Origin of the sequence: Mycobacterium yunnanensis (assembly GCF_025823185.1) — a bacterium.
GTDB classification, from domain to species: domain Bacteria; phylum Actinomycetota; class Actinomycetes; order Mycobacteriales; family Mycobacteriaceae; genus Mycobacterium; species Mycobacterium yunnanensis.
In genome coordinates, this window is the sequence record NZ_JACKVK010000013.1 from 736,971 (window position 1) to 752,795 (window position 15,825).

At 69.7% G+C, this 15,825-nt stretch carries 13 protein-coding genes and 1 pseudogene; 6 read left to right on the forward strand and 8 right to left on the reverse strand.

Annotation, left to right across the window (positions count from 1 at the left end; genetic code table 11):
- The first annotated feature begins 1 nt into the window (after window position 1).
- From H7K45_RS27155 to H7K45_RS27165, 3 genes and pseudogenes are all read left to right on the forward strand, one after another.
- Window positions 2-778, forward strand: a complete 777-nt coding sequence (locus H7K45_RS27155) for a hypothetical protein (protein ID WP_263999190.1) — start codon at window positions 2-4, stop codon at window positions 776-778.
- A gap of 12 nt (window positions 779-790) precedes the next feature.
- Window positions 791-1,483: pseudogene (locus tag H7K45_RS27160) on the forward strand (ABC transporter ATP-binding protein); the annotation flags it as partial.
- A 165-nt stretch (window positions 1,484-1,648) separates the two neighbouring features.
- Window positions 1,649-4,150, forward strand: a complete 2,502-nt coding sequence (locus H7K45_RS27165; protein WP_263999191.1) for an FtsX-like permease family protein — start codon at window positions 1,649-1,651, stop codon at window positions 4,148-4,150.
- 3 nt (window positions 4,151-4,153) lie between these two features.
- On the opposite strand, the gene H7K45_RS27170 is transcribed toward H7K45_RS27165, so the two are convergent.
- From H7K45_RS27170 to H7K45_RS27185, 4 genes are all read right to left on the reverse strand, one after another.
- On the reverse strand, window positions 4,154-5,251 hold the full coding sequence (locus H7K45_RS27170) for a hypothetical protein (RefSeq protein ID WP_263999192.1): 1,098 nt from the start codon (window positions 5,249-5,251) through the stop codon (window positions 4,154-4,156).
- A gap of 99 nt (window positions 5,252-5,350) precedes the next feature.
- Window positions 5,351-6,307: a haloalkane dehalogenase gene (locus H7K45_RS27175; RefSeq protein ID WP_263999193.1), complete on the reverse strand. Its 957-nt coding sequence runs from the start codon at window positions 6,305-6,307 to the stop codon at window positions 5,351-5,353.
- Between the two features lie 9 nt (window positions 6,308-6,316).
- A complete protein-coding gene (locus H7K45_RS27180; protein ID WP_263999194.1) occupies window positions 6,317-7,018 on the reverse strand; it encodes an SDR family oxidoreductase in 702 nt (233 codons plus the stop codon).
- Between the two features lie 76 nt (window positions 7,019-7,094).
- Window positions 7,095-8,072 (reverse strand): TIGR03617 family F420-dependent LLM class oxidoreductase, encoded by a 978-nt coding sequence (locus tag H7K45_RS27185; protein ID WP_263999195.1) that lies wholly within the window; start codon window positions 8,070-8,072, stop codon window positions 7,095-7,097.
- 44 nt (window positions 8,073-8,116) lie between these two features.
- Between H7K45_RS27185 and H7K45_RS27190 the strand changes: the two genes are divergently transcribed.
- The 3 genes from H7K45_RS27190 (at window position 8,117) to H7K45_RS27200 (ending at window position 11,270) form a co-directional block, all read left to right on the forward strand.
- Window positions 8,117-8,740 carry a TetR-like C-terminal domain-containing protein gene (locus tag H7K45_RS27190; RefSeq protein WP_263999196.1) on the forward strand — a complete coding sequence of 208 codons (624 nt, stop codon included), beginning with the start codon at window positions 8,117-8,119 and terminating at the stop codon, window positions 8,738-8,740.
- A 116-nt stretch (window positions 8,741-8,856) separates the two neighbouring features.
- Window positions 8,857-10,491: a fatty acyl-AMP ligase gene (locus H7K45_RS27195; RefSeq protein WP_263999197.1), complete on the forward strand. Its 1,635-nt coding sequence runs from the start codon at window positions 8,857-8,859 to the stop codon at window positions 10,489-10,491.
- 26 nt (window positions 10,492-10,517) lie between these two features.
- Window positions 10,518-11,270, forward strand: coding sequence for an enoyl-CoA hydratase (locus tag H7K45_RS27200; protein ID WP_263999198.1), 753 nt, complete (start codon window positions 10,518-10,520; stop codon window positions 11,268-11,270).
- Window positions 11,271-11,282: 12 nt separating this feature from the next.
- Here the strand turns inward: H7K45_RS27200 and H7K45_RS27205 are convergent, their stop codons facing one another.
- The 4 genes from H7K45_RS27205 to H7K45_RS27220 are packed head-to-tail and all read right to left on the reverse strand — an operon-like array spanning window position 11,283 to window position 15,788.
- Entirely contained in the window at window positions 11,283-12,089 is an 807-nt protein-coding gene (locus H7K45_RS27205) for an HpcH/HpaI aldolase/citrate lyase family protein (protein ID WP_276070522.1), read from the reverse strand.
- A complete protein-coding gene (locus tag H7K45_RS27210) occupies window positions 12,089-12,589 on the reverse strand; it encodes a MaoC family dehydratase (RefSeq protein ID WP_263999199.1) in 501 nt (166 codons plus the stop codon). Before H7K45_RS27210 ends, H7K45_RS27205 begins: the two co-directional genes overlap by 1 nt.
- Window positions 12,586-13,785, reverse strand: coding sequence for an acyl-CoA dehydrogenase family protein (locus H7K45_RS27215; protein ID WP_263999200.1), 1,200 nt, complete (start codon window positions 13,783-13,785; stop codon window positions 12,586-12,588). The genes H7K45_RS27210 and H7K45_RS27215 overlap by 4 nt, the downstream gene beginning before the upstream one ends.
- Window positions 13,782-15,788 (reverse strand): acetyl/propionyl/methylcrotonyl-CoA carboxylase subunit alpha, encoded by a 2,007-nt coding sequence (locus H7K45_RS27220; protein WP_263999344.1) that lies wholly within the window; start codon window positions 15,786-15,788, stop codon window positions 13,782-13,784. The genes H7K45_RS27215 and H7K45_RS27220 overlap by 4 nt, the downstream gene beginning before the upstream one ends.
- Window positions 15,789-15,825: the final 37 nt, after the last annotated feature.

Below are 15,825 nucleotides of genomic sequence, written 5' to 3' on the forward strand. Positions count from 1 at the left end.
AGTGACGGAGTACGTCTACGACATGCCCGATGCGGAGCGTGACGCGCTGACGGCAGGCTTCCTCGACACGAAGAGGTTGGGCTGCAACCGCTTCGCGTGCTTCGCTCTGGAGGGCACCGACCCGTTCGCCAACATTGCACGTCAGGTCGAGCGCGAAGTCTTCGAGGCCTCGTGGGGCAACGACGCCGCGATGATGAAGCGCGAGTACGGCCCGTACGACGACAGCAGCCTGTTCTTCCTGGTGGTCGACACCCGTGAGGGAGTGCCCGCCGGCGCACTGCGGATGATCCGCAACTCCCCGGCCGGGCTGAAGACCATCGTCGACCTCGACGACAGCGTGAAGTCGCCCATCGCGCCGAGGACCATCTCGGTCACCGAGGTGATGCGCCATCACGGGATCGACGACCTCGACGACTGCTGGGACGGCGCGACGGCGGCGATCCCCCGCCGCTACCGCCGCCGACTGGTGGCCACGCACGTCCAGTTGATGCGCATCATGGCGCTGGCGGCGAGGCGGGAGGACATCAAGCACTTCGTCGCCGTCCTGGACGCACCGGTCGTCAAGATGGCCCGCGACGTCCTGCGACTGCCGCTGACCCCGCTCGCCGGCACGCCGCCCTTCACGCACATGGACGCCCCCGAGAACCAGGCGGTCTACGCTCACGTGCCGTCGATCCTGGGGCTGGGTGGTCGACGCAACCGCAAGGTGGGACAGAAGATCAGTGACTGCCTCGACGAGACGAGCACGTCCGTCGCGGCCGGGCTCGCCGCGAGGTGACCTGACGTGGCGTTGACCGTCGACCTGACCAATGTGGTACGCGAGTACCGCACGGGTGGGCACGTCGTCCGTGCGCTCGACCGGGTGACGCTGCGGATCAACGGTGGCGAGTTCACCTCCATCGTCGGCCCGTCAGGTGCCGGCAAGAGCACCTTGCTGCAACTGCTCGGCGCCCTCGACTCTCCCGACTCCGGCTCGATTAAGTTCAACGGCACCGAGATCGCCACCATGACCGACGAACAGCAGTCGACGTTCCGCCGCAACCAGGTGGGATTCGTCTTCCAGTTCTTCAACCTGCTGCCGACGCTGACCGCCTGGGAGAACGTCGCACTGCCAATGCTCCTCGACGGCAAGCGTTTACGAGGGGTGCGCGCGAACGCCGTCGCGCTGCTCGACCGCGTCGGCCTCGGTGACCGCGTGGACCACCGACCTGCCGAACTGTCTGGAGGGCAGATGCAGCGGGTCGCCGTGGCGCGCGCCCTGATGATGGACCCACCGCTCATCCTCGCCGACGAACCCACCGGCAACCTCGACTCCGCCACGGGCGCGGCGATCATGGAACTGCTGCGCGACGTCTCCCGCACCGACGGCGCCGGGCGCGCGGTCATCATGGTGACCCACGACCTCACCGCCGCCGCGCAGACCGACCGCGTCATCACGGTGCAGGACGGTGCGGTCCGATCGGACGTTCCCGGCGGAGCCGGCCATCCGCCACGGCGCGGACCCGACGGCGGACGCCACGCCGCCGGCATGCGGGAGCAGCCCACCGAGATCATCCCCACCGTGCGCCACGGCGAGTTCACGTCGCACGTCCTGGTCACCGAGCCACCACGACGACGCGGCAAGCACTCCGCACACCGGCGCTGACCGGTGCTGCTCGCCAACTTCAGCCGACTGAAGGTCCTCAACGTCCGCGAATTGCGCACCCACTGGGGTCGCGCGCTGGCGTCGGTTCTGGTGGTCGCGGTGTCCGCGGCGCTGCTCGTCGCCGTGCTCGGGGTGTCCGGGTCGATCACCGGGTCGATCGACCGCCTGGCCACCAGCATCGGCGGCGACGCCGACCTCGAGGTCTCCGGCATCACCGGCGACGGCGTCGACGAGAGCATGCTGGCCGCGGTTACCGCCACCGGAGGCGTCCGCGCGGCGGTGCCGTTGATCCGCACGCGCGTCACCGCCGACGGGCAGCCCGCACTCCTGATCGGCCTCGGCCAGAACGCCGCCGAACTGCACTCCGACCTGCAGACCGCCATTTCAGACCAACTCGACCGCGGCTCTCCGGTGACGTCGGCATCCGACGGGGTCATCGTCGGCGCGGGCCTCGGCGTGGCGAAGGGTCAGCCGTTCCAGATCGCGGGCTCGACGCAGGTCACCGCCGTCGCAGTGGTGGACGGGCCCGCCGCGCGCCGTCTCAACGACGCGCACTTCGTGATCGCCCCGCTGGCTCTGGCGCAACGACTCTCGGGCCGCGCGGGCCGGCTCGACTCGATCCTCGTCTTCACCACCTCCGGCAAGGACCCGGGCGCGGTGCGGACGGCGTTGACGACCGCGCTGCAGGGTAAGGCGGTGGTGGCGACACCGAGTTTCCGTGCCGCGCAGGCGAGCAGCTCGTTCGCCATCCTGCAAGCCATGACGCTGCTGGCCGCCTCGGTGTCGTTGGTGGTGGCCGCGTTCCTCAGCTACAACGCGATGAGCATCGCGATCGCCCAGCGCCGACCACTGATCTCGACCATGCGCGCGCTGGGTGGTCGGCGGCGAACGATCATGTCCGACATGCTGTTCGAGGCCGCGCTGGTGGGCTTTCTCGGCGGTGTCGTGGGGTCGGCGTTCGGCGTGCTGATCGGTCGTCTGGCCATCGGCGAACTGCCCTCGACGATGGTGCAGACCCTGGACGCGCGGTTGGAGTACGTCTTGCCCGTGTGGGTGGTGCCGCTGACCGTCGTGGCGTGCGTCCTGGCGAGCACGTGCGCGTCGGCGCTGGCCGCCCGCCAGATCCACGCGGTCGCACCCATCGAGGCGCTGGCACCCAACGGCGCGACGACCGCCGATCGCGGGTCCCGCCGGCTCAGGATTGCGGCGGGGGTCGCGGGTGCGGTGCTGCTCGCCGTCACCGTCGGCGTGGTCACCGCCGACCTCGGCCGGATCGCCATCGCGTCGATCGCATTGTCGTTCATCGGCTTCAGCGCGCTCTGCTTCGCCTTCTCGGGACCCATCATCGCCGCGGCCGCCGCGGTGGCCCGCCGCTTCGGGCCTGCCGGCGTGCTCGGGGCCGCGACCATCGAACGCGCCCCCCGGCGGATGTGGGTTGCGATGATGACGGTGCTGACGGCAGTCGTCACCACGGTGGCGGTCACCGGTGCGACCAGCAACGCCGTCGACTCCACGGTGGCCTCGTTCGCCTCGATCGCCCAGGCCGACGTGTGGGTGAGTTCGGCCGCCGCCACGGACTATTCGTCGGCGTTGCTGCCGCCGGGGACGGACGCGGCCGTCGCCGCCGTGCCGGGTGTGGCGCGGGTGGTGCCCGACCAGATGGCCTTCGCCACAGTCGACGATTCGCGGGTGATGCTCCTGGGCATCGCCGCCAACTCTCACCGCGACATCTTCACCTCGCTGAGCCCTGAGGACCGCCACAGGCTGCTCGACGGTGATGGTGTGGCGCTGTCACGCGATCTGGGCACGTCGATGAACGTCGCGGCAGGTGACCAGATCACGTTGCAGACGCCCACCGGGCCGCGCACCGTTCGGGTGCTCGCCCTGGTGCCGTACTTCTCCGGCATGACGGGCACCGTGGCGATGAGCCTGGATGCCATGCAGGGCTGGTTCGACCGCGCGGGCGCGAGCGATCTGGAGGTCACCGTCGCCCCCGGTGCCGACCCGGACACCGTCCGGGCCGCGATCCGGAAGGTCGTCGCGCCGGAAGCCTTCGTCTACTCGGGCGACGAGGCCCTCGACGGCGTGGCGAGCGCACTGGACCAGGTGATCGCCGTCATCACGATCATCGCGTGGATCGTCGTGGTGGTCTCGGCCGTGACGTTGCTCAACACGCTGATGCTGTCGGTGCTGGACCGGCGGCGCGAGATCGGCGTGCTACGGGCCATCGGCGCCACCAGGTCCTTTACCCTGAAGGCCATCCTCGCCGAGGCCGCGGGCATCGGAATCGTCGGTGCCGCATTGGGACTCGTCCTCGGCGCGGCGATTCAATACTTGACGTCGATTGCCTTGACGAACGTCCTGAGCATCGACGTCGCGTGGGCGCCGAGCCCGTCGATGATCGGCATCGGGCTGGCCGCACTCGCGATCTGCCTGCTCGGGTCGGTGCCGCCGGCGCTGAGGGCCGCGCGACTCGACATCGTCGACGCAATCAGCGCCGACTGACCCTCAGCGGGTGAACCAGGCGAACCAGTCGCGCGAGGACGGCTGCAGATAGTGTTGCGGCGAGACCTTCTCGTCGGGAAACAGCTTGTAGCCCTGCGGCGCTCCGCCGGGCTGCGGATGGAAGTACGCCCCACTCACCCAGTCCGGGTTGATGTCGAGTTCCATCCCGCGGACCACCCCGGCGTCCTGCAGGATGCGGCCCAACGTGCAGACCGACAGCGCCGGGCCCGCGACGTAGACCTCGACTCCGGTTGCCGTGACACCGAATCCGGAACGGTGGATGAACGCGGTCTGCCCGATCGTGGTGCCCCACTCCTTGGTGCCGCCGGTGGCGCAGGTCGGGTTCAGCGCCCCGTCGTCGACGAGCGGGACGAGGTTCTGCCGGACGCTGGTGACGTCGGGGGCCATCCGCACCTCCTGGTTCCACCGGCCGACGTCGGCGGTGCCGTCGGCCCGCATGACCAGGCTGGCCTCGCCGTCGACCAACCGGCGGACGGTACGACCCTGGCTGAAGTACCCGGGATGGCTGGGATCGGTCAGCCGGAAGCCACCGTTGAACGCCACGGCGACCTCACCCCTCTCGGCGGTGGTCAGCGCGGGTGACGCCGACCAGTTGCCGCCGGGATCGGTGGTGCCGGGCCGCAATTCACCGCGGACCAGAGCCGGGTCCATCCGCAGCACGCCGACGACGAAAGAGGTGTGCTGATCGTCGGGCCGCAGCGCCGCCACCTGAACGGCGGGCGTGCCGCGCACGGTCACCACCGTGTGCCACGCGCCTTCGCCCGGCAGCGCGGTCGACCCGCTCAGCGGCGACATCGGCCCCGCAGGAAGAGCCGCCGACACCGGCCCCGGTGGCACCGCCCCGGCCGCGGTCGGGATGCCCCCGGGCGGCTCGCCCCCGAGGGCGGGCTGATTGCGAAGGTAGAGCTGCTTCTCCAGCCAGGTCACCTCGGTGTTGAGCCCGTGGCTGCGGCCCCACTCCGCGAGCTTGGCCGCGACACCGTCGCCACCGGGCACGCGCAATGCGTCGACGGCGCAGCCCGACACGACCAGCGCCAAAACGGTCGCCATCGCCAGTGCGACGCGAGACACCGTGCTCACCCACACCCCCTGACACCTCGTCGCGCGTCGACGATCTCGCCATGAGGTTGCCAGAGTTCGCTGTCAGTTCGCCGTGGGCGACTGCCAATTCGCCGCGAACTAGCTGTGAGCGACGAAGTCAGCCACGATGCGACCGAGTTCCTCGCCGCGCTGCTCCTGGACGAAGTGGCCGGCCCCGCTGATCGTCACGTGGTCGCGTCCCCGCGCGCCGGGCACGTGGCGCTGGAACACTCCGTCCCAGCCACGGGTGGCGGGGTCGCCGTCGGAGTACGCGGTGAGGAACGGCTTATCCCAGCGCCCGAGGACCGCCATGGTGTTACGGCCGATGCCCGCCCCAGGGTCGTTGCGCGTCAACGGGATCAGGGCGATCATCTGGCGCAGGCCCGCGGTGAAGGACCGGTCCGGGAACGGTGCGTCGTAGGCGGCCAACACGTCGGCGGGCAGCGGTCCGGCCACCGCGTCGAGGAAGAAGCTGGGCACGATCTCCGGTGACCGCTGGTAGAACGCAACGTAGTCGAGCAGCGTCTCCTGCAACGTCATTCGGCCGTCACCGGTCCCGTGATGAGCCCACTCCAGCTGGCCCTCGAGCGCGGGATCGCACGTGTGCAGGATGGTGTTGGTGGCCACGACCCCGGCGAACCGCGCCTCGTCGCGCGCCAGCACGCTCAACCCGAGCGGTCCGCCCCAGTCCTGGGCGACGAGGGTGACGTCGTGCAGATTTAGAGCGGTGACCAAACCGGCCAGCCAGTTCACGTGGCGGGCGAAGGTGTAATCGGTTGCGTCGGTGAGCTTGTCGGAGCGGCCGTACCCGATGTTGTCGGGTGCCACGACCCGCAGCCCGGCATCGACGAGCACGTCGATCACGCTGCGGTACAGGTAGGACCACGTCGGCTGGCCGTGGGCCAGCAGCACCACGGGCCCGTCCCGGGGGCCGACGTCGACGTAGTGCATGCGCAGCGGCTCGACGCCCTGTGCGTGCACGTGTACGTAGTTGGGTGCGTATCGATAGCCGGGCAGATCGGCGAACCGATCGTCCGGCGTCCTCAGAACCGCCATCGGCGCGGATCAGTTCCCGAGTTGCGGGTACAGGCTCGCCACCCCTCCGGAGAGACCGGCCCGCACCTGCCGACTGGTCTCGTCGGCGAGCACCTCGTAGTCGCCGGCCTCCACCCCGTCGAGCGCCTGGCCCGCCACGTCCGCGGGATCGGCTCGCGGACCGTCGAGCCCCTCGGCCATGTCGGTGTCCATCAGACCGACGTGAAGTCCGGTCACCACGATTCCGCGCGGCGCCAGCTCCAGGCGCATGGCGTTGGTCATCGACCAGGCCGCCGACTTCGAGGCGCAGTACCCGCCGATGTCGGGGTAGCTCACCCACGACAGCACCGAGAGCACGTTGAGGATGCCGCCGCCACCGTTCGACTCGATCACCGGGGCGAAGGCCCGAACCATCGACAGGGTGCCGAAGTAGTTGGTCTCCATCTCGCGGCGCGCGCCGTCGAGATCACCGGTCAAGAGATTCGCGTTCGCGGCGATGCCGGCGTTGTTGACCAGCAGCGTCACGTCCCCCGCGTCACGTACGGCGGCGGCCACCGACTCCGGGTCGGTGACGTCGACGGCCAACGCGATGACGCCCTCGAGGTCGACCGAGCCGGGATTACGGGCAGCGGCGTACACCGTGGCGCCGCGGGCGAGCAGTTGGCCGGCAAAGTGTCGACCGAGCCCGCGGTTGGCGCCGGTGACGAGTGCGGTCGAGCCCGAGATGTCCATGCGGCCATCTTGCGCCTCGGCGGTCCCGCGCGTCGGGTCTTCAGACGTCGGATTCGCTCGAGATGACGTTCATCGCTCAGACCAACGCGTCGACGATCTCGGCCAGCGCCTCGACGGCGATGGGACCGGGCTGATACAGGCAGACGCGGTCCGAGACGCCCTTGACGCGGTCGCGGACGTGCGCGGCCACCTCGGCCGGGGTCCCGCAGGCGGCGATCGTGTGGAGCACCTCGTCGTCGATTAGCGTCGACATCTCCTGCCACCGGCCCTGTTTGGACATGGCGTTGAGTTCGGGTTGCAGGTCGCCCCACCCGTGGGCGTCCAGCACCGGCCGGTAGGCGGGCGTGGAACCGTAGAAGGCCAACAACATTCGCGTCGACGCGTGATCCTCTCCGACCGACACGATGATCTCGGGGACCACTGCGAGCTCGTCGGCACCCCGCCCCGCCGACGCCAGTCCCTCGCGGACCGCGGGCATGGTCACCTCGTGCAGGAACCGGGTGGATCCGAACGGCATCACCAACAGACCGTCGGCCACCTCGGCCGTGGCCCTCGTCATCAGCGGGCCAAGTGCGCCGAGGTAGATCGGTGGCGGCCCGAACGGGTTGGGGCCGGGGTTGAACGTCGGCGTCATGAGGGTGTGCCGAAAGTACTCGCCGCGAAAGTCGAGTCGTTCACCGGTGTTCCACGTGGCGAAGATGGCCCGTAGCGCGCCCACCATCTCCTTGATGCGGGCGACCGGATGGTCGAACTCGGTGCCGTACCGCTTCTCGATCTGCGCACGGATCTGGGTGCCGAGCCCGAGGATGAAGCGACCCTGGCTGATCTCCTGCAGGTCGTTGGCCTGATGCGCGAGCTGAATCGGATTGCGCGGCAACGCGATCGCCACGTTGGTCATCAGATCCAGGCCCTCCACCGTCGACGCAAGCACCAGCGGGGTGAATACCTCGCGCGGACCCTCGAAGGTGAACACCCCCGCGGCCCCGGCTTCCCGGAGCAGGGCGGCCCGTTCGGCAGCGTCGGTAGGGCCGAACAGTGCCGTCATGACCTTCACGCCGCGACCTCCAATAACAATACGATGCGGTCTATATTGAAATCATGAGAACAGATCGGCCCGGGGATGACAAGGACTCGGTCCGGTCGTCGGCGGGGCGGCCGCGCGATCGCAGGATCGACGCCGCGATCGTCGACGCCACCCGCGAGCTTCTACTCGAGACCGGCTACACCGCGCTGTCCCTCTCCGCGATCGCGGCCCGCGCCGGCACTACCACCGCCGCGATCTACCGGCGCTTCTCCGGCAAGGCGCAGCTGGTGCACGAGGCAATCCTGCCCGCGGAGGTCACCGCCGTGCCAAGCGCCTCCGGCGACGTCGTGGCGGACATCCGCGCGCTGGTGGAGGCCACGCGAAGCATGTTCGACCGACCGGAGGTCCGCATCGCGCTGCCGGGGCTGATCGCCGACACCGTCGCCGACCCGGACGTCCACGCCAAGATGACGTCACGGTTCGCCGAGAGCCTGGCCACGTTCCGCACCCGGATCGGCGACGAGCCCGACCTGCCGAGTGACGTCCCAGACTTGCCGCTGCTGGCCGAAGTCGTCGTGGGCAGCGCGATCTTCCGGATCATCGTCCGCCACGACGCGCCGCTCGACGACGCGTGGGTTGACGATCTCACCGCTCTGGTCAGGTCGGGGTGGGCCTCGAGTGGGACCATCACTTTTTGATCACCACGCGGCGCGGCACGGCGCGCTGCTCCGATACGACGTCGAGCATGGGCTCTCGACGACGACGTCACCCGACCACGCACCGGTACAGATTCGACCGAGCCAAAGGCATTTTCGTGAGCAGTTTCACCGAGACGATGTTCGCCAACGCTCACCAGAGCCTAAACGGTATGACGACCGGAGACCCCCACGCGCCGGTCCGACATACGTGGAAACAGGTCTACGAGCGTGCGCGCCGCATCTCGGGCGGGCTGGCCGGCGCAGGCATCACCCACGGTGACGCCGTGGCCGTGCTGGCGGGCGCACCGGTGGAGATCGCCCCGACCGCCCAAGGCATCTGGATGCGCGGCGCCAGCCTGACCATGCTGCACCAGCCAACCCCACGCACCGACCTTCAGCGGTGGGCGCTGGAGACGATGGACGTCATCGGCATGATCGAGGCGAAGGTGGTCGTCGTCAGCGATCCGTTCACCGCCGCCGCACCGGTGCTGGCCGAACGCGGCATCCGAGTGTTGACCGTCGAGGAACTGCTGGCCGCCGACCCGGTCGACCCCGTCGACACCGGCGAAGACGACCTCGCACTGATGCAGCTGACCTCCGGCTCGACGGGGTTCCCCAAGGCCGTCTGCATCTCGCATGCCAACGTGGTGGCCAACGCCGAGGCGATGTTCGTCGGCGCCAACTTCGACACCGACACCGACGTGATAGTCAGCTGGCTGCCGTGCTTCCACGACATGGGCATGACGGGCTTCCTGACGGTGCCGATGTACTTCGGCGCGGAGCTGGTCAAGGTCACCCCCATGGACTTCCTGGGCGACATCCTGTTGTGGGCCAAGCTGATCGACAAGTACAAGGGCACCATGACCGCGGCGCCCAACTTCGCCTACAACCTCTTCGCCAAGCGCCTCCGCAGGCAGGCAGAGGAGGGTCAGTTCGACCTGTCGTCGTTGCGGTGGGCGCTGTCCGGCGCCGAGCAGGTCGACCCGGCGGACGTCGAGGACCTGTGCGAGGCGGGCGCCCCGTTCGGGTTGCGGCCCGAGGCCATCGTGCCGGCCTACGGGATGGCCGAGACCACCGTCGCGGTGTCGTTCACCGAGTGCGGTGCCGGCATGGTCGTCGACGAGGTCGACGCCGACCTGATGGCAGTGCTGCACCGCGCCGTGCCCGCCACCAAGGGAAACACTCGCCGCCTGGTCGCCCTCGGCAAGCCCATCGACGGGTTGCACGTGCGCATCGTCGACGAGGACGACGCGGTGCTGCCCGAACGCGCCGTCGGGGTCATCCAGGTGCGGGGCAAGCCGGTCACCAACGGTTACGTCACCATGGCCGGTTTCATCGGTGCGCAAGACAAGGCCGGCTGGTACGACACGGGCGACATGGGCTACCTCACCGAGGTCGGCGACATCGTCGTGTGCGGCAGGGTCAAGGACGTCATCATCATGGCCGGGCGCAACATCTACCCCACCGACATCGAACGCGCCGCCAGCCGCGTGGCGGGTGTCCGGGCCGGCTGCTCGGTCGCGGTGCGCCTCAACGCCGGCCTGACTCGCGAAACCTTCGCCGTTGCAGTCGAATCCAACGCCTACGACGACCCCGACGAGGTGCGTCGCATCGAACGCCAGGTGGCCCACGAGGTGTTCGGCGACGTCGGCGTGCGGCCCCGCAACGTCGCGGTGCTGCAACCCGGCGTCATCCCCAAGACACCGTCGGGAAAGCTGCGTCGCGGCCACGCACTCTCGCTGGTCGCCTAGCCCGGCCGATCCACTACTGTCGAGCAGTGTCCGATCTCGTACTGAGCCATGTCGAGGACCGCGTCGCTCTCATCACGGTCAACGATCCCGACCGGCGCAACGCGGTCACCACCGAGATCTCCGCGGCGTTGCGGGCGGCCGTCGACGCCGCCGAAGCCGACCAGGGGGTGCACGCGGTGATCGTCACCGGCGCAGGCAAGGCCTTCTGCGCGGGCGCCGACCTGACGGCACTCGGCGCCGCCGCCGAGGACGGCCTGCGGGTGATCTACGACGGCTTCCTCGCTATCGCGAACTGCGCGCTGCCGACCATCGCCGCGGTCAACGGCGCCGCGGTCGGCGCGGGACTGAACTTGGCGCTGGCCGCCGACGTTCGGATCTCGGGCCCTCGTGCCATGTACGACCCCCGATTCCAAAAGCTTGGCATCCACCCCGGCGGCGGTGCGACGTGGATGCTGCAGCGCGCGGTCGGTCCCCAGGTGGCCCGCGCGTCACTGCTGTTCGGGATGCGCTTCGACGCTGAGAGTTCCGTCGAGCACGGGCTCGCGCTGCAGGTGGCCGACGATCCGGTGGCCGCGGCCCGCGAGTTGGCGGCGGGCCCGGCGGCGGCTCCCCGCGACGTGGTAATCGCCACCAAGGCCTCGATGCGGGCGACGGCGAACCCCGGGGTCGTCGACTCCGAACAGCACCGCCTTGCCGTCGACGTCGAGATCGGGCCGCAGGCCACCTCCATCGAATCCCCCGAATTCGCCGCACGTTTGGCCGCCGCGAAGCGCAGGTAGCGCCTCCGTGGCTCAACCCCCGGAGAGCCGCACGATCCGCTGGGCCCGTCGTAGTACCGGCATGTCGACCATCTGACCGTCGAATTGGAAGACGCCGCGTCGAGACCCCGCGGCCTCGAGCACCGCGCGCGCCCACGCCACCTGGTCGTCGGTCGGGGCGTACGCCGCCCGAATCACGTCGACCTGGGTGGGATGGATCGCCACCTTGGCGTCGAAGCCGACGGCGACCGCGTCGTCGGCCTCGGCCCGCAGCCCGTCGAGATTCGAGATGTCCAGGTACACCGAATCCAGCGCAAGCTTGCCGTAGGCCGTTGCGGCTAGGAGGCTTTGAGAGCGAACGTGTACGGCGACGTCGCGGTAGCTGCCGTCCGGCCACCGGTTCGCGGTGCCCCCGGTCGCGGCGAACAAGTCCTCGGCACCCCACATGACCGCGCACGCGTTGTCGACCCGTGCGGTCTCGGCGACCGCCAGTGCGCCCAGCGGGGTTTCGACGAGCACCACGACGTCCCACGGTGCCAGCGACCGCACCTGCTCGGCAGACTCGGTCTTGGCCAGCATGACGGTGGTGTAGTCGGTCTGGGCCAACACCGTCAGGTCCAGGGCGTGATCCGGCGTGCCGACCGGGTTGACCCGCACCACCGTCGTCGCGGGGTCGAGCCGGGTCTCGAGCAGCGCGGCGCGTGCTCCCTCCCGATCCGCGGCCGCAACCCCGTCCTCCAGGTCGAGGATCACGACATCGGCCGCGCGGGCGGCCTTTTCGAACCGCTCGGGGCGATCGGCGGGGCAGAACAACCACGCCGGCCCGGGTGCGAGCAGCATCAGGAGTCCGCCGCGGGACGCTTGCGCACCAGGGTCTTTCGCGACGCGGTGGCGACGACGTCGCCGTGCTGGTTGCGCCCGACGTGGGAGAACGTGACGATGCCCTCGCCCGGCCTGCTCTTGGACTCGCGCGTGTCGAGCACCTCGCTCTCGGCGTACAGCGTGTCACCGTGGAACAGCGGCTTCGGGAACGCGATCTCGCCGAAGCCCAGGTTGCCCACGATGGTGCCCTGCGTCAGCTGTGCGACGGACAGCCCGACGAGGGTGGACAGCGTGAACATCGAATTCACCAGCCGCTGGTTGAACGGGGGCAGCGCGTCGGCGAACGCGGCGTCGAGGTGCAGCGCCTGGGTGTTCATGGTGAGCGTGGTGAACAGGACGTTGTCGGCCTCGGTGACGGTCCGGCCGGGCCGGTGCTGATACAGCACCCCGGTCTCGAACTCCTCGAACCACAGGCCGCGCTGGGTGACGACTCTCCTCTGCGTCTCCTCCGCCGTCACAGGCCCGCCTCGCGGGCGATCAGCATGAGCTGCACCTCGGTGGTGCCCTCACCGATCTCGAGGATCTTGCTGTCGCGGTAGTGCCGCGCGACCGGGTACTCGTTCATGAAGCCGTAGCCGCCGAAGACCTGGGTGGCGTCGCGCGCATTGTCCATCGCCGCCTCGCTGGCGACGAGCTTGGCCACGGCGGCCGCCTTCTTGAAGGGCTTGCCCGACAACATGAGTGCGGCCGCGTCGTAGTACGTCGCACGGGCCACGTGCGCGCGCGTCTCCATCCGGGCGATCTTGAAGGCGATGGCCTGATTGGTGCCGATCGCCGCGCCGAACGCCTCGCGCTCCTTGGCGTACTTCACGCACTCGTCGACGCAGCCCTGCGCGACGCCGACCGACAGTGCGGCGATCGCGATGCGGCCCTCGTCGAGGATGCGCAGGAAGTTCGCGTATCCGCGACCCTGCTCCCCCAGCAGATTCTCTTGCGGGACGCGGACGTCGTCGAAGCTCAGCGGGTGGGTGTCGGAGGCGTTCCAGCCGACCTTGTCGTAGGCGGGTTCGGCGGTGAAGCCCGCCGTGGGGACGGGCACGAGGATCGACGAGATCTGCTTCCTGGTGCCACCCCCCGTGTCGCTCCGCTCCTGCCCTCCGGCACCGTCCACCTCGCCGGTCACCGCCGTCACCGTGACCAGCTTGGTGATGTCGGTGCCGGAGTTGGTGATGAACTGCTTGCTGCCGTTGATGATCCAGTGACCGTCGTCGAGCTTGGCAGTCGTCTTGGTGGCGCCCGCGTCGGTGCCACCGCCGGCCTCGGTCAGACCGAACGCACCGAGCGCCTCGCCCGATGACAGCAGCGGCAGCCACTCCTGCTTCTGGGCGTCGTTGCCGAAGCGGTACACCGGCATCGCCCCCAGCGACACACCCGCTTCGAGCGTGATCGCCACGCTCTGGTCGACCTTGCCGAGTTCCTCGAGCGCCAGACACAGCGCGAAGTAGTCACCGCCCATGCCGCCGTACTCCTCGGGGAACGGCAAACCGAACAGTCCCATGTCGGCCATGCCTGCGACGACCTCGTACGGGAAGGAGTGCTCGCGGTCATGCGTGGCCGACACGGGTGCGACGACGCTGCGGGCGAAGTCGCGGACGGTCTTGGCGAGCTGCTGATAGTGGTCGGGCAGCGTTGCGGTGGACAAGAATTCGCTCATGCCTCAGTCTCCTTCGTAGATGCTTCGGCGACATTGCCGGCGCCGCCGGCCACGATCCGGGCCAGCGGCTGGCCCACCTTGACTTGCTCGCCGACGGCGACGAGAAGTTCGACGACGCCGTCGACCGGTGCGGTCAACGCGTGCTCCATCTTCATGGCCTCGACGGTCACCACGACGGCACCCGCGGTCACCGCGGCGCCGTCGTCGACGCCCGTGGCGACGACCGATCCCGGCATGGGGCTGACCAATTCGGCGTTCCCAGCTGCCTCGTCGGCCGCCCGAACGGGTGCCTCGCGCACCTCAAGGACCGCGACGGTGCGTCCGCCGCCGGACAGCCACGACACCCCGCCGTCGGCCGCCACCACGTACCGCGACCTCGTCCCGTCGAGTGTCATCGTCAGGGCGCGGCCGTCCAGAGATGCCGTCAGAGAACGGGTCTCGCCGTCCTCGATGCGCACCGTCGCGCGCTGCGGGGTGCCTGCGACGTGCACGTGCTCGGTCCGCTCGCCGGCCCGCAGCCGTGTCGTCGTCGCCGCGTGTGCCCCGATGCGCCAGCCCGACGGCACACCCCAGAGATCACCGCTCGTGGCCGGCCAGCGCGAGAGCCAGCGGTAGGCGGCGGCCGCCACCAGATCCTCGTCGGTGGCCGTGACACCGACGTAGTCGGGCGTCCGCCGATCGAGCAGACCCGTGTCGAGCCGCCCCGCCACCACGTCGGGGTCGGCGAGCAGGAACCGCAGGAAGTCGACGTTGGTGGTCACTCCCAGTACCGCCGTCTCGGCCAGCGCCGCGTCCAGGACGGCCAACGCCCCGGACCGGTTCGGGGCGTGGGAGATCACCTTGGCGAGCATCGGGTCGTAGTCGCTGCCGACGACCGTGCCGGCGCGAATGCCCGAGTCGTTGCGCGTGCGTGGGCTTTCCACGACGTCGAGCACCGTGCCACCGGTCGGCAGGAAGCCGTTGGCGGGATCCTCGGCGTACACGCGCGCCTCGACGGCGTGCCCGGTCAGCACGACGTCGTCCTGACCGAAGGGCAGCCCGTCGCCGGCGGCCACGCGCACCTGCAGCTCGACGAGGTCGAGGCCCGTGACGAGTTCGGTGACCGGGTGCTCGACTTGGAGCCGGGTGTTCATCTCCATGAAGAAGAACTCGTCGGGCCGGTCGGCGGAGACGATGAATTCGACGGTGCCCGCCCCGGTGTAGTCGACGCTGCGGGCCGTGTCGCAGGCTGCCTGACCAATGCGGGCGCGCGTCTCGGCGTCAAGCAGCGGCGACGGCGCTTCTTCGATCACCTTCTGATGGCGTCGCTGGAGGCTGCACTCGCGCTCCCCCAGATGCACGACGTTGCCGTGCCCGTCGGCCACGATCTGCACCTCGATGTGCCTGGGATTCAGCACGAAACGCTCGAGGAACAGCGTGTCGTCACCGAACGCCGACGCCGCCTCACGGCGCGCCGAGGCCAGCGCGGCCGGCAGATCGGCCGCGTCGTGGACCACCCGCATGCCCTTGCCGCCACCACCCGCCGACGGCTTCACCAGCACGGGGAACCCGATCTCCGGTGCGCCGTCGACCAGGTCGGCGTCGGTGAGCCCGGGTCGCGAGATGCCGGGCACCACCGGCACTCCGAACGCCGACACCGCGGCCTTGGCCGCGATCTTGTCCCCCATCGTCTGGATGGCGCCCACCGGCGGGCCGATGAACGTGATGCCTGCCGCCGCAAGGGCCGCCGCGAATTCGGCGTTCTCGGAGAGGAATCCGTATCCGGGGTGAACGGCCTTGGCGCCGGTGCGCAGTGCGGCGCGCACCACCGCGTCCACGTCGAGGTAGCTCTGCCTGGCCGGCGCGGGACCGAGTCGCACCGCGACGTCGGCCTCGGCGACGTGGCGCGCGTCGCTGTCGGCGTCGCTGTAGACCGCCACCGAGCGGATGCCCATGGCGCGCAGTGTGCGGATGACCCGCACGGCGATCTCACCTCGATTGGCCACCAGCACGGTGTCGAACATCCCGTCGCTGCGCTCGCCCACGGTGTCGAAGGTCTCG